Below are 26,032 nucleotides of genomic sequence, written 5' to 3'. Positions count from 1 at the left end.
AGGCTTCATCAATGAGCACCAACATTTTCGTCCTCGGACTCACCGACATCCAGCGCAAGGAACTGGAGACCGTACGCGGCGCCGACCAGCTGAGCTTCCACGGCCTCCTCGACTACGAAACATTGGTGGAGCCCGACGAATACGTGTTCGACGATCTTCTCGACGCTTGCCGGCGCGAACTCGACGACTTCCCCGGCAGCGTGGACGGGATCATCGCCCACTGGGACTTCCCCACGAGCGTCCTCGCCCCGATCCTCGCCGCCGAACGGAACATCCCCTCGCCGTCGCTGCGCAGCATCGTCGCCACCGAACACAAGTACTGGAGCCGTCTCGCCCAGAAGGAATCGGTTCCCGAGTGCGTCCCGCAGTTCAACTCGTTCGACCCCTTCGACGACAACGCCCTCGACAGCATCGAGCTCGACTTCCCGTTCTGGGTCAAGCCGGTGAAGTCGCATTCGTCGCAACTCGGATTCGAGATCCACAACGAGCAGGAGTTCGCCGACGCCCTCGTCGAGATCCGCGAGAAGATCGGACTCGTCGGTAACGCCTTCGACGAGGTCCTGCGCCGCGTCGACCTCCCCGACGAGATCGGGAAGAGCTCGGGCACCACCTGCCTCGCCGAGCAGGTCGTCAGCGGTATCCAGGCCGCCCCCGAGGGCACGATGTTCCAGGGACAGTTCAACGTCCACGGCGTGTTCGACATGCGCAAGGACGCCGCCGGGCACAGCTTCGAACGTCTCGACTACCCAGCGAGCACCGTGCCCGAAGAAGTGCAGGCACGCATGATCGACATCACCGAGCGCTACCTGCGCCACGTCGGCTTCGACAACGGCTGCTTCAACTCCGAGTTCATGTGGGACGAGGAGAACGACAAGCTCTGGCTGATCGAGGTCAACACCCGGATCTCCCAGTCGCACAGCGAATTGTTCGCCAAGGTCGACGGCAGCTCCAACCACGAGGTGGCCATCGACATCGCCCTCGGCCGGCAGCCCCGCATGCCGTACCGGCAGGGCGAATACGCCGTCGCGGCGAAGTGCATCATCCCGCACTACGAGGACGGCATCGTCACCTCGGTGCCTTCGGAAGCCGACATCGCCCGTCTCCGCGAACGGATCCCCGGCGCGCTGGTGTGCATCGACGTCGCTCCCGGTGACCGGCTCGCCGATCTGCCCAACCAGGACGCCTACCGCTACGAACTGGGCACGATGTACATCGGCGCCGACAGTGTCGAACAGCTCGAGCAGCGCTATCACGAAGGCCTGGAGACACTTCCGTTCGCCTTCGATCCGGCACCCGAGGACTAGGAGGAGCACTACATGCGCACGATCACAGACCTCCCCCATGAGGTCCGTGTCATCGAGAACGTCTTCATCACGATGCGCGACGGCGTTCGGCTCGCGGCGCGGGTCTGGCTGCCCGTCGACGCCGAAGCACATCCGGTACCCGCTGTGCTGGAATACATCCCGTACCGCAAGCGGGACTCCACGCGCGGACGTGACGCGTTGAACCACCCCTACATGGCCGGCCACGGCTACGCCTGCGTGCGGGTGGACATGCGCGGCAGCGGCGACTCCGACGGGGTGCTACGCGACGAGTACCTCGCCGACGAGCACGACGACGCCTGCGAGGTCATCGAATGGCTTGCGGCGCAACCGTGGTGCGACGGTTCGGTCGGCATGATGGGCATCTCGTGGGGTGGCTTCAACAGCCTGCAGGTCGCGGCACGCCGGCCACCCGCCCTGAAGGCCATCGTCAGCGCTTCCGCCACCGAGGACCTGTACGTCGACAACATGCATTACATGGGTGGTTGCCTGTTGTCCGACAACCTGTCCGAGGCGACGGTGATGTTCGCCTTCAACAGCCTGCCTCCCGATCCCGCCATCGTCGGCGATCGCTGGCGCGAGATGTGGCACGAACGTCTCGAGGGCAGCGGCCTGTGGATCGAGAAGTGGCTCGAACATCAGCACCGGGACGACTACTGGAAGCGCGCCTCCGTCAATGAGGACTACTCCTCCGTGCAGTGCCCGGTCCTCGCTGTGGGTGGCTGGGCCGACGGCTACACCAATGCCATCTTCCGGTTGATGGAACATCTCGACGTCCCCCGCAAGGGGCTGATCGGACCGTGGGGCCACAAGTACCCGCATCTCGGGGTCCCCGGCCCGGAGATCGGTTTCCTGCAGGAGGTCGTGCGGTGGTGGGACCACTGGCTCAAGGGCGTCGACACCGGAGTGATGGACGAACCGATGGTGCGCGCCTGGATGCAGGATTCCATCGAACCGAACCCGTCCTACGCGGAACGTCCGGGCCGCTGGGTGGCCGAACCGTCGTGGCCGTCGCCGAATATCGAGAACCGCCGCTACACCTTCGACCGGTACGCGCTGCATCCCGACGACGACGGCACCCTCACCGTCGACGAACGGCCCCTGGCACTGCAATCCCCGTTGGGTGTCGGCATGTTCGCCGGCAAGTGGGCGTCCTACGCCGCGACTCCCGACCTGCCGTCGGATCAGCGCGAGGAGGATGGCGGTGCGCTCGTCTTCGAGACCGAGGCGCTCGACACCACGACGGAGGTTCTCGGCCGTCCCGAGCTGGAGCTCGAGGTCTCGCCCGACAGACCGGTGGCGATGCTCGCCGCCCGGCTGTCCGACGTCGCGCCCAACGGCGAGGCGACACGCGTGACCTACGGGTTGCTCAATCTCACGCATCGCGACAGCAGCGAGAAACCGGAAGCTCTCGAACCGGGACGGCGTTATCGCGTCCGGATCGAGCTCAACGGCATGGGCCACGTGTTCCCGGCAGGTCACCGTCTGCGGTTGTCGCTGTCCACCTCCTACTTCCCGCTGGCGTGGCCGTCGCCGACACCCGCCGAGGTGACGGTGTACACCGGTGGCGGTCTGTATCTGCCGGTGCGCCCGTCCCGAGCGGAAGATGCGCATCTCCGCGAATTCGGTGAACCGGAAGCGGCTCCGGAGCTCGGGATCACCCTGCTGCAGCCGGGCGAGCACCATTGGCGGACCACCCGCGACCTCGCGACCGGCGTGTCGACGCTCGACATCCTCGACGACCAGGGGTCGTTCCGGATCGACGAGACCGGTACGGTCATCCGGCGTCGCACCCAGGAGTGGTTCAGTTTCGGGGGTAACGATCCCAACTCGGTGCGCGGCGAGACGCAGACCCTGCGCCGCTACGAGAGGGACGACTGGCGCACCGAGGTCCGTACCCGCACGATCCTCACGTCCACCACGGAGGAGTTCGTGATCAACGCCGAGCTCGACGCTTTCGAACTCGACGACGATCACGGCGATCGACGGGTCCACTCGGAGAGCTGGCAGCGACGGATCCCGCGTGATCTGGTCTGACGACGGCGATCCGGCCTGACGGAATCACAACGGAAGCCCACCCTGCGACGTGGCGCGGGGTGGGCTTCCTGCGTTCTGCGCGAACAGTGTTCAGGCGCTCCTGCGCGAATCGTTGCCGACGTCGAAGTGCTCGTCGTACCACTTCTTCGCCTCGTCGAGCACACCCTTGCTCAGGCGGGCATGGGGCCGGACGTCGACGAGCAGCGGCTCGTGGTCGGGACCGCGCCCGGCCATCCTGCCGGTCAGAAGCCACGCGAACCGCCCGTCCTCCTCGGCGAGCTCCGAGTACTTGCAGACGCGACGGGCGACCCAGTCCTTGACGGGTCGTCGCCACCACGGTTCGGGAGAGAGCGTGGTGGCCGAGAGCCCCGGCAAGGTCACGTTCGCCTCGTAGTCGCGGCTCGGTCCGTCCTCGGCGTCCGCCGCCGGCCCCTTCGAGTACCGCAGGTAGAGCAGCGGATCCGTCGCCAGATCGGCGAGCTGGTCGAGTGAGGTGATCAGCGGGATGTCGTCGGGGTCGGGATGGAAACTTCGGACGGACGTGCTCACCTTCTCCTCCTGCCGATACTCCAGGACGAATTCGAAGAGTTCCCCGCTCCCCTGCCGCGAAACCCCGCACCGCGGTCGGGTCAGCGCGGTCGGGTCAGTAGGCGCCGTCGCTCGCGAGCACCGCCCGCACCGTCTTCACGACGATGAGCAGATCCTGCACCATCGACCAGTTCGCCACATAGAACAGATCGAGGCGGATGCGGTCGGCTTCGGACAGATCGGATCGCCCGGAGACCTGCCACAATCCCGTCATGCCGGGTCGCACCAGGATGCGGCGCGGAACGAAGCCCGGGATCTTCTCGCCCTCACCCACCGCGAGGGGACGCGGCCCCACGAGACTCATGTCGCGGGCGAGGACGTTGAACAGCTGTGGCAGTTCGTCGATGCTGGTGCGGCGGATGAACCGTCCCACCTGCGTGATCCGCGGGTCGCGGGCGGACTTGTAGAAGGTCGCGTCCTCCTGACCGGTCTGCGCGCGGACCGTATCGACCATCCGGTCGGCATCGACGACCATCGATCGGAACTTCCACATCCGGAAGACGGTGCCGCCCAGGCCGACGCGTTCCTGCCGATAGAAGACCGGACCGCCGTCCTGGAGTTTGATCAGCGCGGCGACCACAAGCATGACCGGCGCCGCGATCGTGAGGGCGAGGACCGCGCACACGAGGTCGAAGGTCGTCTTGGCGATCCGATGCGACCCGCGGTACTGCGGCTCCTCGACGTGCACGAACGGCAACCCACCCACGGGATGCATCGACAGTCGCGGCAGGGCGATGTCGGTGACGCCGGGAGCCACCACGAGATCGACGCGATACGGCTCGAGTTCCCATGCGAGCTCGCCGATATCACCGTTCCCCCAGTGCGTTCCGGCAGCGATCGCGACGGTGTCGGCGCCGGAGAGCTTGACGGCGTTGATCACGTCGGTTTCCGCACCGAGTACCGGGATCTCCTGTCCGGCGACGGTGATGGTGCGCCCGCTCTCCCCCGTGTACCCGGTGGTGCACACACCGGCGACGCGGTATCCGGCCGAGGTGTCGCGGACGAACGATCCGACCATCGCATCCACCGCGCGTTCGGAGCCGACGACGAGCACCGAGGTCCGGAACTCGCCCCGCACACGCCGGCGTTCGATCGAACGACGGCACCATCGACGTCCGAGCGGCAGAACGACCAGGCCGACCGGCATGGCCAGCAACACGTAGACCCGGATCGTGTCGAGGTCGGTGGCGAACGAGTCGACGAGGAACGAGGCGATCGCGAGCAGACCGAAGGTCTGCAGGGTCGCCCTCGTGACGAGCCGGTACTCCTCCTCGCCGCTGCCCACGATCGGCTTCTTGCGAGTTCCGTTGAGTGCCAGAATCGCAAGCCACAGGCCGGCCACCACGATCGCCGAGGCGAGTCCCCGGGTCACCGAGGACCCCGGGTCGACCGGTCCACCGATCATCGTTCCGGCCCCCTGCGCCAGGACGACGGTAGTGACGACGATCGTCGTGTCGGTGATCGCCAGCGACCGGAGATAGGTGCGCTGCCATTGTCTGCGCGGGACACTTCCGTGACCGTCGCTCGTGTCGTGGGTCGGCGCGTTGCGGCGCGCCAACTCGGGTCCGATCCCCATACTTCTCCTGCTTGCCTACTCCACGCGAAGTGGCCCCGACAGCCAGATGAACGATTCGGTGATTATGTCCGTTCTCTCGAAGGAACGCGAATCCTGTTTCAGTGCAACGGATCACAGTGACGCGGGTGATTCCACCCTGAAGCGAAGAAGCTACGCGTAACTCGAATTACTTGTGCGCGTAGTTACTTCAGCAAAGAACACATTCATGAAGCGGCGACGAACGCAGCCCGGCCGGCGGCAGTGAGCCATGACGATCCCCCATCGAACCCCATCAGCAGGCCCCCGACCCGGGAGAAAGGTACAACAGAGACGAACCGGCGACAAGAGTTCGTCTACTCGTCGGTAGTATGATGTGAGTCACGCCGTTCCGATCCCCTCCCCGACCCAGTCGCGGATGTGCTGCCGGAAGTTTTCCGAGGACAGCGCGGCGACGGCCTCGTTACGGCCCTTCGGCACACCGTCGATCGCCGCGATGCACTCGGCGACCGCCTCCACCCTGTCCTCGCGGAAACACAACCCGTCGACCCCCTCGGCAACCGTCTCACCAGCACCTCCGAGCGCGTTGACGACCACACGCGCCCCTGCCGCACGTGCCTCGACGGGCATGATCCCGAAGTCCTCCAGCGCAGGAAAGACGTAGACGTGGGCCTGCTGGTAGAGCGCGTAGAGCAGGGCGTCCGACGGCCGAGCGAGCACGTGGACCGGCACCGTCGCCTCGTCGGCGAGCTGCCGCAGCCGGCCCTCCTCCGGCCCCGATCCCGCGATCACCGCCGGCACCCCGGCGAGGTCGGCTGCCCGGATCACCCAATCCAGTCGCTTGTACGGCACGAACCTCGACGCCCCCAGCACGAAGGTCTCCGGAAGCCCCTCCAGCAGGGCGGATTCGGCGGCGGACAGTTCGTCACGCCAGTCGGGCACCGACGAGATGCGGGCCGTCTCGACGGGAGGGAAGATCACACGCGCCTCGACACCCCAGGCCCGCTCGATGCGACGACGCACGAAATCGCTGTTCGCGGCGAAGTGTGCACCTTCCCGCGCGCGACGCCGATCGAGGGCACGCAACGGAGGTGCCGCGCACCGCACCGCGAGCGAGGCACCCCGATCGTCGAGTTCCGGATTCCACAGGTAGCGCGCCGGAGTGTGTACGTAGACGAACTTCTCGAACCCGCTCGGTGCGCCCCGGAAGGTCACGTGGTGGGCGAAACAATGCGAGCTGACCAGGGCGAAGTCGTACGAACCGGGTCGGCGACGCCAGACGTACGGCATGGCCGACAACGCCAGCGCCTTGCTCCTACGCAGAGGTGTGCGTGCCAGACCGCTCTCGTGCACCGTCCGCCCCGGATACCGGTCGGCGTCGTCCCACAGGCACAGGACGTCGGCGTCGGGAAAGGTGCGGACGAACTCGTCGAGAACCTTCTCCGAACCTCCGTCGCGTGCGATCCATTCGTGCACCAAGATTCCAGGCACAGCCATCCCTCCGAAGACCCCGAGCCGATCGGGAGGGTACTTTATGACCCTGCCGACGCCGAGAGGTAACGGGTCGGCACAATCCCTCGATACGAATGCGTCCGAACGGCAAGAAGATTCAGGGTCCGAGACGGGGCGGGAAATCACCCCCTCTTTCACCCCCTCGACAGTGGAGGTCACGGAGTGGATGTGCGACACGCGTCGTGGTTCGGCGACCCTGCGTCCCCGATCCTCGGGCACGTCCACCTTCCCGCCGACCGCCGCGCGCGCGGCGCGGTGGTGCTGTGCCCACCCCTCGGCAAGGAACACCTCGACACCTATCGAGGCGTCAAGGCTCTCGCCGAGCAACTCGCCGAGCGGGGACTGGCGGCAGTGCGCTTCGACTACACGGGCACCGGAGACTCGGCCGGCGATCAGGATTCGCCCGACGCGGTCGCGGCATGGCAGCGCAGCGTCGTCACCGCAGTGGAGACGGCCCGCGCGAGCGGCGCCGAGCACATCACCGTCGTCGGACTGCGCGCCGGCGCACTGATCGCGGCGACGGCACTGCCCGAGTGCGGACGGGCCGACGCCGTCGTGCTGTGGGATCCGATCGTCTCGGGCCGAGCGATGTTGCGCGAACAACGCGCCCTCTACCGTCTCGCCCTCGGCGCCGACGATCCCGAAGACCCCCGGGTTTCGATCGTCGGCGGGGTTCTCGCCCCCGAAGCTGCCGACGCGCTCGGCGCCCTGAAGATCGATCCGAGGTCGCTGAACGGCACACGAACCCTGCTCGCGACCCGACCCACAGCCCGCGAGACCGCCGCGGTGTCGGCGCTCGCCACCGCACTCGGCGGTGACGAGCTCTCCCTCGACGCCCACGAATCCTTCGTCACCCCCAGCACACTCCACTCCGCGATCCCGATCGAGCAGCTCACCCGGATCGCCGATTGGGTAGTTGCGGGCGCGCCGGCTGCCACCCGCGAGGTCCACTTCCCCGAGTGCGGCCGCGCGGTCGTCGCGACCACCGACTCCGGGCTCCCGATCCACGAGAGCGTCGAATATCTCGGCCCGAACGAGATGTTCGCGCTGCGCACGCACGGGGTCGCCCCCGAACGGTTCGACACCGAGGGGTTCGACACCGAGGGGTTCGACACCGAGGGGTTCGACACCGGCAGGTTCGGCGCCCCGCGCCGGTCCACCCCGACGGTGTTGTTCTTCGGCACCGCCTACGAGCACCGACTCGGCCCGAGTCGTCTCTGGGTCGAGCTCGCACGCGAGTTCGCCGCGCACGGCATCTCCACTATCCGGTTCGACCGGACCGGGGTCGGCGATACCGGCACGGCACACGGGGCGACGCCCACGCCGCTGTACTCCGACGACTCCGACCGCGACGCCCTCGATGCTGTCGCCGCCCTCGGCATCGATCCGCAGGACCTGGTGGTGATCGGCCTGTGTTCGGGTGCGTGGTACTCGTCGTGGGTCGCCCTCCGGGGTGCAGCACACTCCGCCGTGCTCGTGAACGTGATCCTGTGGTGCACCCACCGCCGGAAGTCGTTGCGCGCAGATCTCGGTCCGAACGCACCCGATGTTCCGGCGATCGCAGCCCCGGCGGAACCGCAGACGATCTCCCTGCGAGCCCGCATCAAACCGTGGGCGCAGAAGTACCTGCCCTATCCATTGTGGCTGCTGCTGGGCCGAATCGGCGTGACCCAGGTTCCCGAGGTCGGGTTGGAGGCACTGCGTCGCGCGGGTGTGTCGACCACGGTCGTGCTGTCCGCCGAGGACCACCGGTGGTTCCTGACCCAGCGCGGAGAAGAAGGACTTCGCCGCCTGCGCCGACGGGGCTTCACCGGGGACATCCTCACCAGGGAGGTCGGTGAGCACAGCGGTCGGCAGCGGGACGGGCGCGAGTTCCTCCGCACGGCGGTCACCTCGACCGTGCTCTCCCGTTTCGGGTCCCGCACCGCGGATCCCGCTGCAGGCGAGTACGTCTCATGACTCCCCTGCTGATGCTCGCCGTTCCGGTCGTGCTCGTGCTGGGAGTGTTGCTCTGGCGGCGACCCCAACGCGGGTTGCTGGCGATCGCCGCGCTCACGCCGTTCCACGGCCTGCTCGCGATCGTCCCCGGCGGTGAATCACTGTCGCCGTGGAAGGAGGGGCTGCTGCTCCTCACTCTCGCCGCGACCTTCGTCAGCCCCTACCGACGGCGGCTGCCGGCACCGTCCTATCCGTGGTGGCCGGCCGTGGTCGCATGGGTGGCAATCGGAGTCCTGTCGGCGTTGCTCGTCTCGGGGCTCGCCGGCATCATCGCCATCAAGATTACCTACTTCTACCTCGTCATCCCGGTGATCCTGTGGCGTGCACCGTTCGACGCCCGCGACCGCGACCACCTGGTGACGATCCTCATGGGCACGACGGCCGTCACCGCCGTCATCGGACTCGCGCAACAGGTGATCGGCGGTGAGCGACTCGCCGAACTCGGCTACCGCTGGGACGAGCATCTGCGCATCAGCGGCGGAATCCTGCGCAGTTTCAGCACGTTCACGACACCCTTCGCCTTCGGCCTGTTCGTGATGATCGGACTGATCGTGGGGTGCTCGGTCTCCTTCGCCGATCCGCACCGGCTCCGCAACAGACTGTTCCTGTGCGCGACACCGATCATGGTGCTGGGCATGGGTGTGACGATCGTGCGCGCCAGCTACATCGGTCTCGCCGTCGCATTGTTGTGGCTGGCGGTCCACCGCTACCGCACCCTGCTCCTCGGTTTCGGCGCCACCGCGGCGCTCGCACCGCTCGTCCTCTTCGCCGTGCCGAGTTCGATTCTCGCTCCACTGTTCTCCTCGTCGAGCCTCGGTGAGCGCGGGGACGGCTGGTCGCAGACCCTGTCGTCGCTGTGGGTGCACCCCTTCGGTCAGGGTCTCGGCGCGACCGGCTCGGCTGCCGCCGACACGGTGGCCCAGAGCAACCCGATGCTGTCGGAACTGTCGTACACGGCGGCCGTGCAGTTCGGGTTCATGCCCTATCAGCCCGACAACTACTACATGAAGCTCGCCGTGGAACTCGGCCCGATCGGCGTGTGGCTGTTCGTCCTCGTACTCGTGTGCGCCGCGGTCTCGACGCTGCGTGCATCCCGGGTGCTGAGCGGGCAGGACGCCGCACTCGCACTCGGGGTGAGCGGCACGATCGTCGCGGCGGCGGTCGCCTCCACCGTGGCGACCTATCTCGAGATCTTCCCTCTCGACGTCTATTTCTGGCTACTGTTAGGAACTGTCGGATGCGCACTGACGCAACACTGGTCACCTCACCGAAGCTCGCTCACCGCATCGGATTCGGCGCCCTCGCACTCCGTCCGTCCGGCAGTGGAGTCCAGACCTACGTCCGCGAGCTGCTGACCGCGCTCGACCCGTTGTTCCCCTCGGCTGCGCTGCGCGCGACGGTGCAGTGCGATGCCGTGGGTGAACTGCCCCCTCGCGTGACCCCGTCGGTACGACCGGTCGCCGACGGGGTGCGGCGGATGCTGTACGCCAAGATGCCCGTCCGCGGGGTCGACCTGTTCCACAGCCTCGACGTCGACCTGCCCGTCCTGTGTTCCGGTGTCACCGTCTCGACGTTCCACGATCTCGCCGTCTTCGACACCCCGTGGGCGTTCAGCAAGTACCGCGCCGCCGGTGAGCGCGCGCTGCTGCGCGATGCCATGCGACGGGCCGACGTGCTCGTCGCGGTCTCGAACTTCACCGCCGAACGTCTCCACGCGCTGTGCGGCCGCGACGCGGCGGTCACCCCGCTCGCCCCCGCGGCGTGGGCGAAACCTCCCACTCCCGAGGAGGTGCGGGACATCCGCCGGGTCTACGGGCTGGCCGAACGGTTCGTCCTGCAGGTCGGCACCGTCGAACCCCGCAAGGACGTCGCGCTCGTCGCCGACGCGTGCCGTATCCTCGACGTCCCGCTGGTGCTCGCCGGAGCCGGATCCACCGGACCCGACGCACCGGCCGGTTCGATCGGTCTCGATTACGTTCCCACCGCACACCTTCCCGCGCTGTACGCCGCAGCGACCGCCGTCGCATACGCCTCACGCTACGAGGGTTTCGGGTTACCGCCGCTCGAGGCGATGGCGTGTGGTGGGGCGGTGGTGACGAGCGCTGTCGGTGCACTGCCCGACGTCGTCGACGACGGAGCGCTGCTCGTCACCGAACACACCGTGACCTCGTGGACCGCGGCCCTGCGCGTCGTCGTCCACGACCGTGATACCGCGGATGCGCTGCGTACCCGTGGACGCGAGGTCGCCGCGACCTCGACATGGACGCGCACCGCCGAGCTCACGCGCGATGCCTACCGCTCCGCGGGCCTGAGAATCTGACGAGGCCGTCGCGTGGGTAGACATTCGCTGGCCGACCGGATGGCCGAAACCGTCGTGATGGAGCGGATCGTCGCGGCGCACGACCCCGGCGGTACTCTCCACGAACCGCAGACCCTGGAGCTCGACGGGCGGGCCGCGCGACGCAACACCGTCGTGATGCTCGGCAGCCGGTTGGCCGTCGCCTCGATGGGCTGGGCCGGTTCGATGATCGTCGCCCGCGCGTTGGCACCGGACGACTTCGGCAAGTTCTCCTTCGTATTCGGCCTGCTCGGGTTGCTGTCCGTCGTCACCGATCTCGGCGTGGGCCGAGTGGTGCTCGCCAAGCTCGTCGAGTGCAATCCGTGGGAGGTCTCCTACGTCACCACCGCGTTCATCGCGTTGCGCGGTGTGCTCGGTCTGCTCGGGTACGCGCTGGCCATCGGGTACGTGCTGCTGCTCGGATACTCGTCCGATGTCGTCTGGGCGACGGTGATCGCCGGTCTCGTCGTGGTGATCGCGACGCCCAACAACGCCCTGTCGGTGATGTACCAGAGTCGACTACGCATGGCATCGGTCGCGGTCGCCGAGACCTTCGGCCAGCTCGCGCAGCTGATCGCCACCATCGCCGCGGTGCTGTGGAATCCGGTGCTGCTCGTGCTCGTCGTGCCGGCCGTGATCAACGAGGTCGTCGGCGCAGGCATCCTCGTGCGCGGCGTGCGAGCGGGCAAGGCCGGTCCCCTGCCCGCCGCACGTGCCCAGTTGTGGCGGTGGCGCGAGATGCTCGTCGAGGCCGTCCCCCTCAGCATCGGTTTCGCTCTGCTCACCCTGCTGTCGAAGATCGACGTGCTGATGCTCGGGCGGATGGACACTTTCGACTCGGTAGGTCTCTACACCGTCGGATACAAGTTCGCCGATCTGCTGTCGATGGTGTCGTCGACCGTCGTGGGTCCGGTGACCACGCTGCTGGTCGCCACCTGGCCGGCGCAGAGCGAGATGTTCCGGCAGCGCACGCGGGAGGCGGCGATGCTCCTCGCGGTGCTGGGCGCGACCGCTACCGCGGCCTTCTGGTCGTCGGCGGACGGCGTGCTGTCCCTCCTCTACGGCGAGCGGTTCGCCGAGGCGGCCGGCGCCTCGCGCATGCTGGTGCTCGGCAGCGCTCTGTCGATGCTCACCGAACTCGGTCTCATGGTGCTCATCGCGACCGGACGCCACCGCGTCTACCCGTGGGTGGCACTGGCCGCGCTCGCCGGGAACATCGGTGCGAACCTCGTCCTCATCCCCCGCATGTCGTTCGACGGGGCGGCGCTGGCGACGGTGCTCACCGAGGCTGCGATGCTCGTCGCCATCTGGATCGTGGTGGTCCGGAGCGTCCGGATCAGGGGTCTGTTCCCCTTCACCCAGACCATGGCGATCGCGATGCTGGGTGTTTCGGTGGCCGTGTGGATGTCGCTCTTCGCGGAACGCTACGATCTTCCCTGGCCCGTCACCGCTGTCCTCTCGGCTGTCTGTGTTCTGGCCGGAACCCATGTCCTTCCCATCACCGGCGGGCTCGGCCTCGCCGGTCTCGTCAAGTCCCGTTGAGGTTGCAGTGTCCCTTTCGCGGTCGATGCCGCGTCGCGTGTCGCGGTCCATGCCGCTCCGCGCCGTTCTCACCCTTGTCGGTGTGTTCGCTCTGTCGTGTACCCAGAGCACCGAGGCACGCGACTGCCGAACAGATCTGACCGCCGACAGTCTCGGGGTCGCGACGGGAGCCGGTCTCGACTCCCTCGACGCCGACGACCTCGACGCGTACATGTCGAAGGTCGCCGACAGCGGCGCCGGCTGGATCCGGTTCGACATGGACTGGTCGATCATCGAACCCGCGCGCGGACGCTTCGACTGGAGGGGCACCGACCGGGTCGTCGCCGCGGCCGACGCGCACGACCTGCAGGTGCTGGGCCTGCTCACCCACACTCCGCACTGGGCGCGGACGTCGGAGGCCGACCCCGGCGATCCGCACGGGATGCCTGCCGACCCCGGCGAATTCGGGCGCTTCGCAGGCGACGTCGCCGATCGCTACTCGGACAGTGTCACGCACTGGGAGATCTGGAACGAGCCGAACCTGACGGCCTTCTTCACCCCGCAACCCGACGTCGGCGCGTACGCCGACCTGCTCGTGGCGGCGTCGGAGGCGATCCGCAACGTCGACCCCGGGGCGGTGGTGATCACCGGCGGCCTGTCCCCCGGCACCGACAACGGCTCCGACATCGCCCCGACGACCTTCCTCACCGAGTTGTACGATCAGGGCGTGTCGCCGGCCTTCGACGTGGTGGGCATGCATCCCTACAGCTATCCCGCTCTCCCGTCCGACGCCTCGACCTCCGACTGGAACTCCTTCTACCGCATGCGCGAGATGCGCACCGTCATGGTCGAGCACGGGGATTCCGACAAGCCCATCTGGGCAACGGAGTTCGGGGCACCGACGGGCACGGACACCGACGCGGTCGGGCCCACGGAGCAGGCCGACATCCTGCGCGACGGGATCACCGAGCAACGCGCGTTGGGCTTCGTCGACAAGCTGTTCGTCTACAGCCTCCTCGACCGGGGCACCGAGGTGGCCGATCGCGAACAGAACTTCGGGGTCCTCACACACGACGGGTCGCCCAAGCCGGCCTGGGACGTGCTGCGCACGGCCGCGGTCACTCCCGGTTGCCTCTGATCAGCAGCGATTCGACGTGAGAGCATCGCGCGCCGCCAGGCGCAGGGGACGGACGAGGTCGGCTCCGAGATCCGCGGCGCGGAGGGTCCATCGGTGGTGCGGTCGCGAGGTGGGGACGGCGACGATCCGCCCCACCCGGTAGTCACCGTTCGACCACTGCTCCTTGAATTCCGATGTGCCGAGCAGATAGTCGAAGCGGTCGATGCCCAGCTCGTCGTGGCGGTCGGCGAGGTGGCGCTGCAGCAACTGGCCGGGCTGGTAGCGGCGTGCCTCGGGATGGAAGCGGCTCAACCACATCTCGGCCGTGGTCCCGGTGCGGAACATGATCTCGTGTGCCGTCCATCGGTCGCCGACGAGCAGGCCCACGATGAGCAGCCGGCCGGCGCGGGCCTCGGCGTCGAGCAGCGGCCGGGTGAACGCGGTGAACGGCGGCGCACAGAAGTTGTCGCGCCCGCTGTGTGCGTCGGCGGCCGCGGCGACCGCGGTGATATCGCGCCACCTCTGCGCGAGATGGTCCGGATCGCGCACCACTTCGACGGAGACCGGGGTGCCTTCGCGTTCCAGCGAGCGTTCGAGCCGGGACAGTGTTCTCAGTGTGCGCCGACCACGCAGCGATTCGGCGCCGGCACCGGTGGCGACATCGACAGTCAGGCACCGCTCGGTTCCGGCGATGTCGATGCTCCAGCGAGGCGAGGCATGCAGCATCTCGACGAGAGGGTCGGTGAGATCGACGTGGTCGAGTTGCAGTGCCATGTTCCGATCGGCGATGCCGTCGAGCAGGTCGGCGAGCGCGGCCTCGTCGGTCGCGAGGAAGGTTCCTATCGTGGCGAGGCCGTGAGCCGGGAGTCGTAGAGCGGTGACCCCGAGACGGGTGCGGGCGTGCAGGGGCGCGAGTCCGACGAGGCGCCCGTCGCGCCGGACGGTGCACACGGCCGATCGGCCGCGCCCCATCCGATTCCAGGCCAGTAGGTAGGAGGGGCGGGTCGCGACGCGCCGACCCACCTCCTGGGCGAGATCGTCCCATTCCGCGGAGAGCCGGACTGCGGATGTTTCGTCGTGGATCTCGAAATTCACGGTGCGCATGCACCGAAACCTTCGGTCCACGAATCCCGCATCTTCCGGCCTCCTGCTCGTTACAGTGAATTCGCGGCGTCGGTCTGCCGCTCGCTCCACCGCAAGAATCGCAGGTCGGCGGCGCGACGTTACGACCGATGCCTGAATTGTCCGAATGGTACATCAGGAGAGTCGATGGGTCGTCTCGCACACGTTGCACTGGCCACAGCCCTCTCGTGCACCCTCGCCGCACTCGCAGCGTGCGCTCCACCGCCCCAACCCCCTCCGCCGACCACCTGCGCGACCGACGACATCGGCATCGCCGCCGGCGCACCGCTGATGTATCTGCCGGACTCCGAACTCGACCGCGAACTCGACACGATCCGGGCGGTCGGCGCCCGGTGGCTGCGCGTGGACATCGACTGGTCGGTGATCGAACCGAACCGCGGACAACAGAACTGGTCGGTGCCCGACCGTGTGGTGGATCGTGCTCGGGCCCGCGGACTCGAGGTGGTCGGCATCGTCGCGTACACCCCGGCCTGGGCGCGCGTCGCGGGCGGCGGCGACACTCACGGATACCCCGCCGACCCGGCAGCCTTCGCCGGTTTCGCCCGGCAGGCGGCACAGCGCTATTCGACCCGCGTGACGCACTGGGAGATCTGGAACGAACCGAACCTGACGAACTTCTTCCGTCCCCGTCCCGACGTCGGCAAGTACGTCGAGTTGCTCGCCGCGGCCGCTCCGGCCGTCAAGTCCGTGCAACCGAATGCCCGGATCCTCAACGGCGGACTCGCACCGGCGGTGGACAACGGTTCCGACATCTCCCCCGTCACCTACGTGCAGCAGCTCTACGCGCGCGGGGCGCACCAGTACTTCGACATCCTCTCCGTCCACCCCTACAGTTATCCGGCACTGCCGTCCGATGTGAGCACGCAGAGCTGGAACACCTTCTACCGCATGCGTCTGATGCGCGACACCATGGTGCAGTACGGCGACGCCGCGACACCGGTGTGGGCCACCGAGTTCGGCGCCCCGACCGGCACCGCCGCGAACGCGGTGAGCACGCAACGGCAGGCCGACATCATCGCCGACGGTATCGCAGAGGCCCGCCGGCTCGGCTGGGTACAGAAGGTTTTCGTCTACTCGATGCGCGACCGCGGGACGAACCAGGCCGACGTCGAGCAGAACTTCGGGCTGCTCTACCAGAACTTCTCGGCCAAGCCCTCACGCGCCGTGGTCGCTTCGGCGACCTCCGGATGCGCGGCCGCGAACGACACACTCGAGTCCACGAACACCCCGGCCGACGCGGTGTGGTGACGGGGTGTGCTGACGATCAGGCACCGAGCGCGTCGGTGATCCCGTCGAGGATGCGATCGAGGATCGGCCCCGACGTCGCGAAGTTGATGCGCAGGACGTTGCGTGCGCCCGACCCGAACCGCACCCCACCGTCGGCGAGGACACGTCCCCGATCGCGGACGGTCGACACCGGATCGTCGATGCCGAGCGGCCCGGTGTTCAACCACGTCAGGTAGGTACCCTGCGGCAGGTGGTGCCGCAGATCCGGAATCCGTTCGCGCAGAACCTCGTCCACCCGTCGACGGTTCCGGTCGAGGACCTGCAGCAGGTCGCGCTGCCATGCACCGCCCTCGCGCCACGCGGCGAGCGTCGCGACCACGCCCGGCACCGAGACCGTCCCGTACAGGTCGAACGGCTCCGCGTCCCGGCGCTTCAACAGGGCCTCGGAGCCGTAGTGCACCACCGCGCACCGCATCCCCGCGAGATTGAACGCCTTGCTGGCGGAGGTGAGAGTCACCGTGCGGGCAGCGGTCTCCGGCCCGAGCGAAGCGAACGGGATATGCCGGTGCGGTTCGTAGATCAGTTCGGCATGGATCTCGTCGCTGACGACGAGCATGTCGAGCCGTTCGGCGAGATCGGCGATCCGCTCGAGTTCCTCACGCGTGAGCACCCGTCCGGTGGGGTTGTGCGGGTTGACGAGCACCAGCACCCGCGGACGACGACGCGCCGCCAACAGCTCGAACACATCGAAGTCGAGCACCCACCCGTCGCCCCGGTCGACGAACGGAAAGTCGATCTGCTGCAGACCCATCCGTCGCACTGACGCGAGGAACGGCGGGTAGTTCGGTGTCTGGATCGCCACCGCATCGCCGCGCGTGGTGCTCAGGTGCAACACGAGCTGCAACGCCTGGATGAGATCCGTCTGCTCGCGCACGGCTCCGGGATCGGGTTCCCATCCGTAGCGCGTTCGCATGCGCTGTGCGAACTCCTCGCGCAGCGGCGTCCCGTGGAACCAGTCGGGATAGCCGAGATCGCTACGGTCGACCAGCTCGTGCAGCGCACGCGCGATCGGCGGTGCGACCGGGAAATCCATGTCGGCGACCCAGGCGGGGGCCAGCCCGTCGGCGGCCGCCCGTGCCCACTTGGCACCGGACCGCACCGACAGAGCATCGAAGTCGAGGTCGTCGAACCCGGGCACCCCAGGACCGCCGACCGAGAGGCGCTCGTCGCGGGTCATGGTGAGAGAATCGCACGGTTCGCGGCAGTGCGCGCGGCGAAGTCAGGCAGCCGGTCGTTGGCCCGTGACGAAGAAGATCAACCGATCGGCGACGTCGACGGCCTGGTCGCCGAACCGCCCGTAGAAACGCGCGAGGAGTGCGGTGTCGACCGCGGTCCGGATGTCGCCGTCCCATTCGGGGCTCTCGAGCAGGGTGAGCAGTCGCGAGTGCACCGCATCGAGTTCGGTCTCGATGGCGTGTGTGCCCTTGATCGTCTCGAGGTCGAAGTCGGTGAACGCGTCGCGCAGGATCGCGACGATCTGCGCGGCGAGTTCGGCCATCCGGCGAAGATCGTCGCGCAGGAGGTCGTACACCAGCGACTCGGGATGGCGACGCCGTACGACCCGCGCGATGTGCAGGCTCAGTTCGCCCATCCTGGTGAGATCGCCCGTGATACGAACCGCGGAGAAGACCAACCGCAGGTCGGCCGCCACGGGACCCTGCAGGGCGAGGATCCGCACCGCTCGCTCGGCACAGTCGGTGTCGAGTTCGGCGATCCGTGCATCGAGATCGAGGGCGGCCTGGGCTGCGTCGAGATCGGTGTCGAACAGGGCGCGAGTGGCCAGGTCGAGCCCTTCGGCTGCGACCGCAGCGAGCTCACCGAGACGTTCGACCAGGTCGTCGAGCTGTCCTCGGAACAACTCCCTCATGTCTCGCTCCCTCCGTCGCCCGGTTCACGGCACGTGTACCCGGCTGGTCCTCTGTGCAGTCCTGGAGATGAGCCTAACGGCGCGCGTCGACGACACTCTCGGTGGCGATGTCCTCGGAGGGCGATGCGGAGCCCGCACCGTCGTCCATGCGGGCGAGATGAGCCTTGATCCATTCGGTGCTTCCCGGCGTCGCGGTGCTGTGCTGCGGTGTGCCGGCAATGCAGATAGACAAATCATTTTCCTCGTCGTGACGCCGATATGCTCGGCTGCGCAGGCCAAACCCATCCCCTGGAGTGACCGCCATCACTATAGCCTGTCGGCGCGAAGCTTCAACTCGGGCGGGAACACGGTCAGTAGCGCGACGTCTCCCGAGATTCGCCGTAACCGTTCTGCTCGGGATGAGCGTGCCCGTCCCGGTAGCTCTGTTGGTCGGCGTATCCGTAGTCGTGCCCCTCGTCGTAGCGGTACTGCCGGTAGGCCGAATCCTGGGGCGGGACGAACAGCGACTCGGGTTGCGACGGCACCGGCTGCGGAGCCCGGTGACGGTCGTCGGGCACCGGTCGCGGTGCAGGCGCCGCAGGTGCAGGTGCAGGTGCAGGTGCGGGCTGAGGTGCGGCGGCCGGGACGGGAGCCGGGGGCTCGGGAGCCGCCTCCACGGCCGTTTCGCGGCGCCGGGCCGGAAGCACGGGCACCAACTCGCGTCCTGCACCGAGCAGGACGAGACGCGTGGGCACCTCGATCTCGGCCAGGGCACGCAGTGTGTCCTCCGCCTGCGCTCGCTCCTCGGCCCCGGCCTGCAGCACGATCACGGCGAGCGCGAGCCCCTCGGTCTTCGCGCGGATCCACCACTGTTCCCCGACTCCGCAGCACACGATCCGGTCGCGGGCATCGCCGAAGGCGTCGGTCTCGACGGTCACGCCCTCGCCGGTGAGGAGGAGGATGTGGTCGCCGAGCGAAGCGCGCTGTCCGAGCATGACGATCGTGTCGAGAGGAAGCGTCTCCCGATCGTCGCGCTCGATCTGCACAGCTGTCCGGTGGCGACGCGCGACCCGCCGGGCCCAGGCCGGGCTGTTCGACGCTCCGAAGCGTCCGTTCAGCGCGACCAGCAACTCGGCGACGAGGACGAACACGGCGAGAAAGGCGACCGCGGCCTCGGCGCGCGGCATCGGGGACACCTTCGTCCCGGTACCGGCGGGCATCGACAGCACCTGGAGGTATTCGAGGCTCGCGCCCGAGCGTGCCTGCCGGAGCTGCTCGAGCCGCGCATCGAGTTCGGCCTGCACCACCGGATCGGCTACGCCCTCCTCGTCGGTGGCGATACTCGCGGCGAGGTCGGCACGCAGACCGGCGACGACCGCGTCCAGCTCGGCGATGCGCGCGTCGAGGGCGACGCGATTGCGTTCGGTCTGCGCGCGGTCGAGCTGCGTGACGACCGTCTGCGCGAGCCGGTCGGCGTCTGCCTGCGAGTCGTCGCGGGCGGTCACGGTGAGCAGGGTGGGCGACGAGCCGTAGCCGACGTCGATCCTCGACGGCAGCTTCGCGGGGTCCTCGTTCGTCTCGGCTGCGATCGCGGCCACGACCGCCGAGTCCTGCGACAGCGCGACATAGGGAGCGATGAGCTGCCCGAGGGTCGCGTCGTTGCCGGACACGGATGCCGACGAGCGGATCTCCGCGACGAGCGACGACTCGTACACCCCGGGGCCGCTGTCACGGACGAAGAAGACCGCGACCGCGGCGAGCGCGGCGACGAGTGCGGCGGGCACGGCCACGCGAGCGAGATCGCGGGCATGCCCCACAAGATCGACGGTGGGAGGAACACCGAGCTCACGACGCAGTTCGGCGTCGCGGATGCTTCGTTCGGACACGATGCACAGGCCTTTCGCTGTCGCCCCGGGGAGTGGGCACGTCGCCAGTGTGTCGCGACGAATCGGGCAAATGTTACCGACCCGAACGTCCGTCAGCTGCCGAGCAGCCAGCGCGGACGGGACCACATCTGCCAGGTCTCGGCGACGCGCGCTCCGGCCGCGAGATAGAGCGGGGTGACACGCGGCCTGGTGAGTCCGCACATCGCGACCGGGCCGCGCTGCGTGTGGGTGTGGGCGGCGCCGGCTCGGATCAGCCGGTTCGCGTATCCGCGACGTTGCCGGCCGGTGCGGGTGCCGAGCGACCACACCGTCCGGATCGGTCCGCTGTCGACGAGCAGGGTGCACGACTGCAGAGCTGCAGCCCCGTCGTCCGCATCCGCGTCGTCGAAGATCCCGATCACCTCGACGCCGGTGGTGCGGGCGACGACGTCGGCGTAGGCGACCGCGGCGGTCCCCGGGGCGATCCCGAAGGTCGCGGCGGCGAGTTCGCGGGCATGCACCATGTCGTCCTCGCCGAGAACCCGGAGGCCCGGATCGATCGGAGCGTCGTGGGCGACGAGGTAGGTCAGGTCCAGCGAACCTGCACACACCCAGCCGTGGTCGGCGAGAACCTGGGCGGCGCCGAGGCCGTCTCCGGCGAGCAGGACGATCGACGGGTGACCGGCCTCCGTCAGCGTCTCGTAGACATGCTGGGCGTGAGCGGTCACGTCGCCGCCGTGGACGAGCGCGAGGTTGTAGTCGGGGTCGGGGGCTGCGGTGATGCCGATCCACCAGCCGTCACCCTCGGACCAGTGGCCCCCGGACGTCAGCGGCCGCATGCTCGCGCCGTACGCACGTCGCAGTTGCAGCGACGATGCGAGAACCGTCGCGATCGAGGCGGCGTCCACCCCTTCTCCTTCCACTGCCACAGAAATCGACCCCGGATCACATCTACAGGGTCGGCACGAAAACGGCATCGGCGGCACCCGATGGGTGCCGCCGATGCCGTCACGTGTGGATCGGAGTGTGGACTCCGATCAGAGGTAGGCGCCGATCAAGTCGCGCAGGAACTTGATCGCGAACTGGAGCGGGTCGACCGGCTCCGGCTGCGACTGGGGGGCCGGCGGAACATTGTCGGCCTGGGGCGCGGCCTCGCCCTGCGGTGCGGGCGCGGACTCGGCCTGCGGCGCGGACTGTGCCTGCGGAGCCGACTCGCCCTGCGGTGCGGACTCGCCGCCGCCGACCGTGACGGAGATGCCACCGGTGAAGGGGCGACCGGACGCGTCGAAGATGTTCTCGTACTGCGCACCCGAGGCGTCCTGGCAGCCCCAGAAGACGTTGTAGGTGCCGTCGGTGATCGACTCCGGGCCGGCCTGCGAGGGTGCGCCGTCCTTGATGTACAGCGCGCTCGAGGTGCTCGTGTTGGTCACCGAGAAGCTCGTGCCGGCGGGCTGCGCGTCGATGCGGCCCGACGGATCGGCCGTGTCGACGGTGCCCGGCTTCAGGACGTAGGTGACGCAGGTGACGCCGCGGTCGACGTCGGCGCGCGTCAGATCGAAGTCGACGACGATGGCGCCGTTCTCCGCCTTCGCCGAGACGCTCGGACCCGCAGCGGACGAGACGCCCGGAACGACCAGTGCCAGCAGTGCGGCACCGGAGGCCGCGACTGCAGCCTTCTTCGCAACAGAATTCATCGATTTTCCTCCCCGTATTTCGATGTCGGCGACCACTTTCGTGAGCGGCACGCCGTCGACCGTGCCCGACGCGCGTAGAACGCGGGCACATATACGAGAACGTTACCGCTAGATGTCGTTGCTGTCGCGACGAGGTGGGGCATCGGCCCGGGCGGCCCGATCCACATGCCCGAGATCACGATCCGGCTCCACGAGATCACGCACTCGCTGCTCGAGCACGACGATCTCGGGAAAGCCCTTGTCCTCCTTGCGGTCCCACACGACCGTGTCGTCGACAACGATGCGGAACACTCCCCCCGTCCCGGGAACGAGCGCGACCTCGCCGAGAGCGGTACCGAAGGTGTTCAGCATTTCCTGCGCCATCCATCCGGCGCGCAGCAGCCACTTGCACTGCGTGCAAAAGGTGACCGCGACGCGGGGAGCCTGCTCGGTCATGAGCGACAGGATATCTCCGCCGGAAACAGGCCCGGGAATAGGTGAAGCCCCGGCAATCGTGGTGGTGGATCGGCCGGGGCTTCTGCACGGACCGGCGATGGGGGGTAGCCGACCCGTGCGGCCGTCCTCACATGGGGGGACAGGAGGACGACGCGGAACCGAGTCTAGACACGAGAAATTGTTACTCGCGAGTATCGCGCAGGCGGACGTCCGGCGTGTCAGGAAGCGACGGGAGGATTCGCAGGATCGCGCTGCTCCCGCTGCATCTCGACGAGCTGTTCCTCCCTCTCGGAGACGAACAGGAACCGACCGACCGCGAGCGCGCCGAGAGCCGAGAGGCCCAGCCACGCCGCCAGCGCCGATGCGATCCACACCCACATGGCTCACAGTGTGCGCGAATCCGCCGGGAACACCAAACATCGGCGATCACAACATGGTTGCAAAAGCAATACTCGAGGCCGCCTCACGATGTGACGCCCGTCGCCCACAAGGCGTTCACCATGGCCGGCAACGTGACTTCGATGTCGTGGCGCTCCTCCACCCGGCGACGCGCGGTGACGGCAATGTCGTTCCGCAGGTCGGGAGCGGACATCAGTCGCCGCAACGCCTCTGCCAGAGCCTTCGCATCGCCGGGCGGAACGAGCAGTCCCGCGCCGTCGGCCAGATGCTCGGCGGTCCCTCCGTGATCGGTGCCGACGACGGGCACACCGTGCGCCATCGCCTCCAGTGCGACCAGCGGCCCCGCCTCCGGCGAGGTGCTCGCGGAGACCATCACGTCCCACACCGCGAAGACCTCGGCGGGATCGACCCGACCCAGGAACGACACTCGTCCGCGCAGGTCGGGGGCGTGTGCGCGACGCCGCAGTTCGTCGAGGAAGGCTTCGTCGCCGGGGAACGGTTCCCCCGCCACATCGAGACGGATCCCGGGCACCTCGGCCACCGCCTCGAGAAGGACACGGTGTCCCTTCCATTCCGTCACCGACGCGAGGATGCCCACCCGCACGGTCGAGGCATCGGGAGTCGAGTCCTCGGGAGTCGAGGCATCGGGAGATGTCGACCGGGACGGAACAGGCGGGATCGGGACGCCGTGCGGTGCGACGACCACCGGATATCCGCATTCACGGACCGGCACGGCCGAGGCCCGCGAGACGGCGACCGCTCCACCCACGGCACCCCTGCCCATCCGGGCGACGATGCGCTGCTTACGGGAGGACAGAGTGTCGTGCACCAGCCACCCGGTACGTTCACGGTGGGACGTGCCGAGCACGGCGAGCCGCAGGGACGGCAATGCGAACAACGAGTTGCACACGACCCGCGGCCGCTCCGCGGCGAGCACGCGACGGAGCCTGCGCGCTCCCACCAGCCACCGCACCGGAAGACCCGCCAGGCCCGCGATCCGCCCGACTCCCCTCTGACCCCACATGCCCAGCCGGGGCAACCGGACACGGACGCATCCGGCCGGGAGGGCGTCGGCGAGCGGCCCGTCAGGGCACGCCACCACGACCCGACGCCCCTGCGCGAGAGCGACGTCGACGAGCATCAGCATGACCTTCTCGGCACCCGACCGCTCACCGGTGTGCGCGACGAACAACAGCGGATCGCTCACGGCGCCGCAACCGTCCGATCCCTCGCTGCTTCCGCCACGGGGCCTCCTGATTCGTCCGATTCGAGTCGTCGGCTGAAATCGAGGCCGGCCGTCGTTCCGTTACAACAGCGCAACGTCACACCGAATTGTTGCCGCGTCTGCAATATTCTCGTGATCGGACGCAATACGCTGCTCGAGTGACATCGCCCAGAACCGGTCGCCGTTCCCGTCGCACCCTCGTGCTGGCTCTTGCCGCCTCGATGACGTTGTGCGCGAACCCGCTTACCGCTGCAGCGCAGGATCTCGAACCGACGGAACCGACTCCTCCGGGCGAGGTCGCATTCCCGACCCGCAAGCTCGGGCTCGGGCCGAACATCGAATTCCGTGGCAATTCCGATGTCGTCACACTCGCATTTCCTGTCCCGGCCGGAAATACTCCCGCCTTCCTGGACACCACCGCCGAACTGCCCACGAATGTCGCGCGCGGATGGATCGACGTCGTCTCGGACGGGCGCCTGCTCACCCGCGTGGAACTGCCGCCCGGTGGCGCCATCGTGCCCCTGACGATTCCGCTCGCCGGGGCGAAGGTGGAGAACGGCGCCGCGGTGGTCTCGCTCGATCTGCACCTGGTCGCCGTCGACAACATCTGCCCCGACGACTGGACGCTGGGTTCGGTACGTCTGCGCGACGGTCTGGTCCGGTACGCGGGCACACCCGCGGCGCCGCAAGCGGTCGCCGACTACCTCCCGCCGGTCCTCGATCGCCTCGAGTTGTATCTGGCCGAGGACCCCACGGACGCCGAAGCGGGCGTCGCCCTCGACCTCGCAGCGACCGTGAGCGCCCGGTATCCCGGGCGGCAGGTGCCCGTGGACGTACGTGAACTCCCGGCGAACGGCCTACCCCCCGCAGCCGACACCCCGCTCGTCCGGCAGATCGTCGTCAGCGAGGGCGACCAGACGGGTGCGGAGGTCGTGCCGGTGCCCGACGGGCCGCCCGCCCTGTACGTCCGAGGCGACGCCCAGACCCTCCTCGACCAGGTAGGCCTGGTGAACAGCATCCTGTCCGGTCTTGCCGTCGGTTCCGACGTCGCCGTCGGCACCTTCGACGTCCCGCCCATCCTCGCTCCGGACTCGACCACCCTGTACGACCTACGCGTGTCCGACCTCGAGACGAGCGGTCTCGGCCTCGCCGACGTACACCTCTTCCTCGACCAGACCGAATTCGGGCGGCCGGTGCGCGATGTGCGCATCGACCTGAAGGGCACCTACACCCCGCTCCCCGCCACCCAGGGCGGGTCGATCACCGTCTCCGTCGGCGACATCATGCTCGATTCGTGGGCCGCCGACGCGAGCGGCGTCATCGACCGTGTCGTCACGGTTCCGAACTCGGCCCTCGGGCGGCTCACCGACATCAGTGTCGAACTCCGCACCACCGGCGCGCAGCAGCAGTGCGGTCTGCAGCAACCCGTCACCCTGCGCATCGACGGCGGCAGTCGTGTCTTCAGCACCCTCGCGGATCCGCCGCTGCCCGTCGGCTTCCCGTCGCTGCCCCAGACGCTGATGCCGAAGGTCGACGTCGCCACCTCCGATCGCAGCCTCGTCGACGTCGCCCGTGCCGTCGAGCTCGTCGCCGGGCTCCAGTCGCTCACCAGCCGTCCGCTCGACCCCGAATGGGTGACGATCGACGAAGCGCTCGCCTCGTCGGGACCGGCAGTGATCGTAGCCGCGAACGGTCTCCTGCCCGAAGATCTGCAGTCGCAGCTGCCGCTCGTCCGCACCGAGGACCGCCGGTTCGAGGTCCGCAACGCCGACGGCGAGAGCACCAGCCTCACTTTCGGCACCGAGGTGGACTTCGCCTCGTTGCAGGTCGTGCGGGACGACGGACGCACCGTGCTGGTCGCCACGTCGACCGGTGCTCCCGAGGAACTCGATCGGACGCTCGACTGGCTCGCCGCCGAGCCCGGTCGCTGGTTCGAACTCGAGGGCAGCGTGCTGTTCACCGCGCCCGACCGCGAACCGATCACCCTCATCGATCCCCGCACCCGGGACGACGACGTCGACGCGGCGTCGTCGGAATCGGACAGCACGGTGACCGCAGTGGTCGTCGCGGGGATCGTCCTGCTCGTCGTCGGTGCGGCGGGCGCCGCGGTGTGGTCGCTCACCCGTCGGCGCCGTCCGCAGTCGCGGTGAACA

At 68.3% G+C, this 26,032-nt stretch carries 22 protein-coding genes; 9 read left to right on the top strand and 13 right to left on the bottom strand.

Annotated features, from left to right (window positions below; genetic code table 11):
- The first annotated feature begins 11 nt into the window (after window positions 1-11).
- The gene (locus M3330_RS15565) at window positions 12-1,304 is read left to right on the top strand and encodes an acetyl-CoA carboxylase biotin carboxylase subunit family protein (RefSeq protein WP_024101992.1); all 1,293 of its coding nucleotides are present in this window, start codon (window positions 12-14) and stop codon (window positions 1,302-1,304) included.
- Window positions 1,305-1,316: 12 nt separating this feature from the next.
- Window positions 1,317-3,359, top strand: coding sequence for a CocE/NonD family hydrolase (locus M3330_RS15560; RefSeq protein ID WP_024101993.1), 2,043 nt, complete (start codon window positions 1,317-1,319; stop codon window positions 3,357-3,359).
- Window positions 3,360-3,449: 90 nt separating this feature from the next.
- Here M3330_RS15560 and M3330_RS15555 read toward each other — a convergent pair whose 3' ends face one another.
- The 3 genes from M3330_RS15555 to M3330_RS15545 form a co-directional block, all read right to left on the bottom strand.
- Window positions 3,450-3,908, bottom strand: coding sequence for a DUF6098 family protein (locus M3330_RS15555; RefSeq protein WP_024101994.1), 459 nt, complete (start codon window positions 3,906-3,908; stop codon window positions 3,450-3,452).
- 94 nt (window positions 3,909-4,002) lie between these two features.
- Complete coding sequence (locus M3330_RS15550) at window positions 4,003-5,523, bottom strand: sugar transferase (protein WP_024101995.1); 1,521 nt, start codon at window positions 5,521-5,523, stop codon at window positions 4,003-4,005.
- Between the two features lie 357 nt (window positions 5,524-5,880).
- Window positions 5,881-6,996, bottom strand: coding sequence for a glycosyltransferase (locus M3330_RS15545; RefSeq protein WP_051424855.1), 1,116 nt, complete (start codon window positions 6,994-6,996; stop codon window positions 5,881-5,883).
- 177 nt (window positions 6,997-7,173) lie between these two features.
- On the opposite strand from M3330_RS15545, the gene M3330_RS15540 reads away from it, so the two are divergent.
- The 5 genes from M3330_RS15540 to M3330_RS15520 are packed head-to-tail and all read left to right on the top strand — an operon-like array spanning window position 7,174 to window position 14,006.
- Window positions 7,174-8,970, top strand: a complete 1,797-nt coding sequence (locus tag M3330_RS15540) for an alpha/beta fold hydrolase (RefSeq protein ID WP_024101997.1) — start codon at window positions 7,174-7,176, stop codon at window positions 8,968-8,970.
- Window positions 8,967-10,364 carry an O-antigen ligase gene (locus M3330_RS15535; RefSeq protein WP_144376954.1) on the top strand — a complete coding sequence of 466 codons (1,398 nt, stop codon included), beginning with the start codon at window positions 8,967-8,969 and terminating at the stop codon, window positions 10,362-10,364. The genes M3330_RS15540 and M3330_RS15535 overlap by 4 nt, the downstream gene beginning before the upstream one ends.
- Window positions 10,247-11,329, top strand: coding sequence for a glycosyltransferase family 1 protein (locus M3330_RS15530; RefSeq protein ID WP_024101999.1), 1,083 nt, complete (start codon window positions 10,247-10,249; stop codon window positions 11,327-11,329). The genes M3330_RS15535 and M3330_RS15530 overlap by 118 nt, the downstream gene beginning before the upstream one ends.
- A gap of 12 nt (window positions 11,330-11,341) precedes the next feature.
- Entirely contained in the window at window positions 11,342-12,889 is a 1,548-nt protein-coding gene (locus M3330_RS15525) for a flippase (RefSeq protein WP_242411661.1), read from the top strand.
- A gap of 7 nt (window positions 12,890-12,896) precedes the next feature.
- Window positions 12,897-14,006, top strand: a complete 1,110-nt coding sequence (locus M3330_RS15520) for a cellulase family glycosylhydrolase (protein WP_242411662.1) — start codon at window positions 12,897-12,899, stop codon at window positions 14,004-14,006.
- Here the strand turns inward: M3330_RS15520 and M3330_RS15515 are convergent, their stop codons facing one another.
- A complete protein-coding gene (locus M3330_RS15515; RefSeq protein ID WP_024102002.1) occupies window positions 14,007-15,089 on the bottom strand; it encodes a GNAT family N-acetyltransferase in 1,083 nt (360 codons plus the stop codon).
- A gap of 165 nt (window positions 15,090-15,254) precedes the next feature.
- On the opposite strand from M3330_RS15515, the gene M3330_RS15510 reads away from it, so the two are divergent.
- Complete coding sequence (locus tag M3330_RS15510) at window positions 15,255-16,376, top strand: glycosyl hydrolase (RefSeq protein ID WP_024102003.1); 1,122 nt, start codon at window positions 15,255-15,257, stop codon at window positions 16,374-16,376.
- A gap of 16 nt (window positions 16,377-16,392) precedes the next feature.
- Here the strand turns inward: M3330_RS15510 and M3330_RS15505 are convergent, their stop codons facing one another.
- From M3330_RS15505 to M3330_RS15465, 9 genes are all read right to left on the bottom strand, one after another.
- On the bottom strand, window positions 16,393-17,592 hold the full coding sequence (locus M3330_RS15505) for a MalY/PatB family protein (RefSeq protein WP_024102004.1): 1,200 nt from the start codon (window positions 17,590-17,592) through the stop codon (window positions 16,393-16,395).
- A gap of 42 nt (window positions 17,593-17,634) precedes the next feature.
- Complete coding sequence (locus M3330_RS15500; RefSeq protein ID WP_024102005.1) at window positions 17,635-18,282, bottom strand: PhoU domain-containing protein; 648 nt, start codon at window positions 18,280-18,282, stop codon at window positions 17,635-17,637.
- A 73-nt stretch (window positions 18,283-18,355) separates the two neighbouring features.
- Window positions 18,356-18,514: a hypothetical protein gene (locus tag M3330_RS15495; protein ID WP_024102006.1), complete on the bottom strand. Its 159-nt coding sequence runs from the start codon at window positions 18,512-18,514 to the stop codon at window positions 18,356-18,358.
- Window positions 18,515-18,632: 118 nt separating this feature from the next.
- Window positions 18,633-20,147: a hypothetical protein gene (locus M3330_RS15490; RefSeq protein WP_024102007.1), complete on the bottom strand. Its 1,515-nt coding sequence runs from the start codon at window positions 20,145-20,147 to the stop codon at window positions 18,633-18,635.
- Window positions 20,148-20,239: 92 nt separating this feature from the next.
- Window positions 20,240-21,034, bottom strand: a complete 795-nt coding sequence (locus M3330_RS15485) for a hypothetical protein (protein ID WP_006552627.1) — start codon at window positions 21,032-21,034, stop codon at window positions 20,240-20,242.
- Window positions 21,035-21,163: 129 nt separating this feature from the next.
- Window positions 21,164-21,820 (bottom strand): hypothetical protein, encoded by a 657-nt coding sequence (locus tag M3330_RS15480; RefSeq protein WP_039584983.1) that lies wholly within the window; start codon window positions 21,818-21,820, stop codon window positions 21,164-21,166.
- A 108-nt stretch (window positions 21,821-21,928) separates the two neighbouring features.
- Complete coding sequence (locus M3330_RS15475) at window positions 21,929-22,255, bottom strand: SelT/SelW/SelH family protein (RefSeq protein ID WP_039584985.1); 327 nt, start codon at window positions 22,253-22,255, stop codon at window positions 21,929-21,931.
- A gap of 218 nt (window positions 22,256-22,473) precedes the next feature.
- Entirely contained in the window at window positions 22,474-22,635 is a 162-nt protein-coding gene (locus tag M3330_RS15470) for a hypothetical protein (protein WP_019290926.1), read from the bottom strand.
- A gap of 83 nt (window positions 22,636-22,718) precedes the next feature.
- On the bottom strand, window positions 22,719-23,861 hold the full coding sequence (locus M3330_RS15465) for a glycosyltransferase family 4 protein (RefSeq protein ID WP_064060413.1): 1,143 nt from the start codon (window positions 23,859-23,861) through the stop codon (window positions 22,719-22,721).
- A gap of 176 nt (window positions 23,862-24,037) precedes the next feature.
- Between M3330_RS15465 and M3330_RS15460 the strand changes: the two genes are divergently transcribed.
- Window positions 24,038-26,029, top strand: coding sequence for a hypothetical protein (locus tag M3330_RS15460; RefSeq protein ID WP_255025339.1), 1,992 nt, complete (start codon window positions 24,038-24,040; stop codon window positions 26,027-26,029).
- The last annotated feature ends 3 nt before the right edge of the window (window positions 26,030-26,032 follow it).

The organism is Rhodococcus sp. GA1 (genome assembly GCF_024321955.1).
Taxonomy (GTDB): domain Bacteria; phylum Actinomycetota; class Actinomycetes; order Mycobacteriales; family Mycobacteriaceae; genus Rhodococcus; species Rhodococcus pyridinivorans.
The sequence above is the reverse complement of the archived record's forward strand: the minus strand, read 5'-3'. Positions and strand labels throughout refer to the sequence as shown.

Coding starts and splice junctions, on each gene's coding strand:
- M3330_RS15515 (WP_024102002.1), bottom strand. CDS start 15,089: ATGCGCACCGTGAATTTCGAGATCCACGACGAAACATCCGCAGTCCGG.
- M3330_RS15550 (WP_024101995.1), bottom strand. CDS start 5,523: ATGGGGATCGGACCCGAGTTGGCGCGCCGCAACGCGCCGACCCACGAC.
- M3330_RS15475 (WP_039584985.1), bottom strand. CDS start 22,255: ATGACCGAGCAGGCTCCCCGCGTCGCGGTCACCTTTTGCACGCAGTGC.
- M3330_RS15565 (WP_024101992.1), top strand. CDS start 12: ATGAGCACCAACATTTTCGTCCTCGGACTCACCGACATCCAGCGCAAG.
- M3330_RS15500 (WP_024102005.1), bottom strand. CDS start 18,282: ATGAGGGAGTTGTTCCGAGGACAGCTCGACGACCTGGTCGAACGTCTC.
- M3330_RS15480 (WP_039584983.1), bottom strand. CDS start 21,820: ATGAATTCTGTTGCGAAGAAGGCTGCAGTCGCGGCCTCCGGTGCCGCA.
- M3330_RS15535 (WP_144376954.1), top strand. CDS start 8,967: ATGACTCCCCTGCTGATGCTCGCCGTTCCGGTCGTGCTCGTGCTGGGA.
- M3330_RS15505 (WP_024102004.1), bottom strand. CDS start 17,592: ATGACCCGCGACGAGCGCCTCTCGGTCGGCGGTCCTGGGGTGCCCGGG.
- M3330_RS15560 (WP_024101993.1), top strand. CDS start 1,317: ATGCGCACGATCACAGACCTCCCCCATGAGGTCCGTGTCATCGAGAAC.
- M3330_RS15545 (WP_051424855.1), bottom strand. CDS start 6,996: ATGGCTGTGCCTGGAATCTTGGTGCACGAATGGATCGCACGCGACGGA.
- M3330_RS15470 (WP_019290926.1), bottom strand. CDS start 22,635: ATGTGGGTGTGGATCGCATCGGCGCTGGCGGCGTGGCTGGGCCTCTCG.
- M3330_RS15530 (WP_024101999.1), top strand. CDS start 10,247: ATGCGCACTGACGCAACACTGGTCACCTCACCGAAGCTCGCTCACCGC.
- M3330_RS15510 (WP_024102003.1), top strand. CDS start 15,255: ATGGGTCGTCTCGCACACGTTGCACTGGCCACAGCCCTCTCGTGCACC.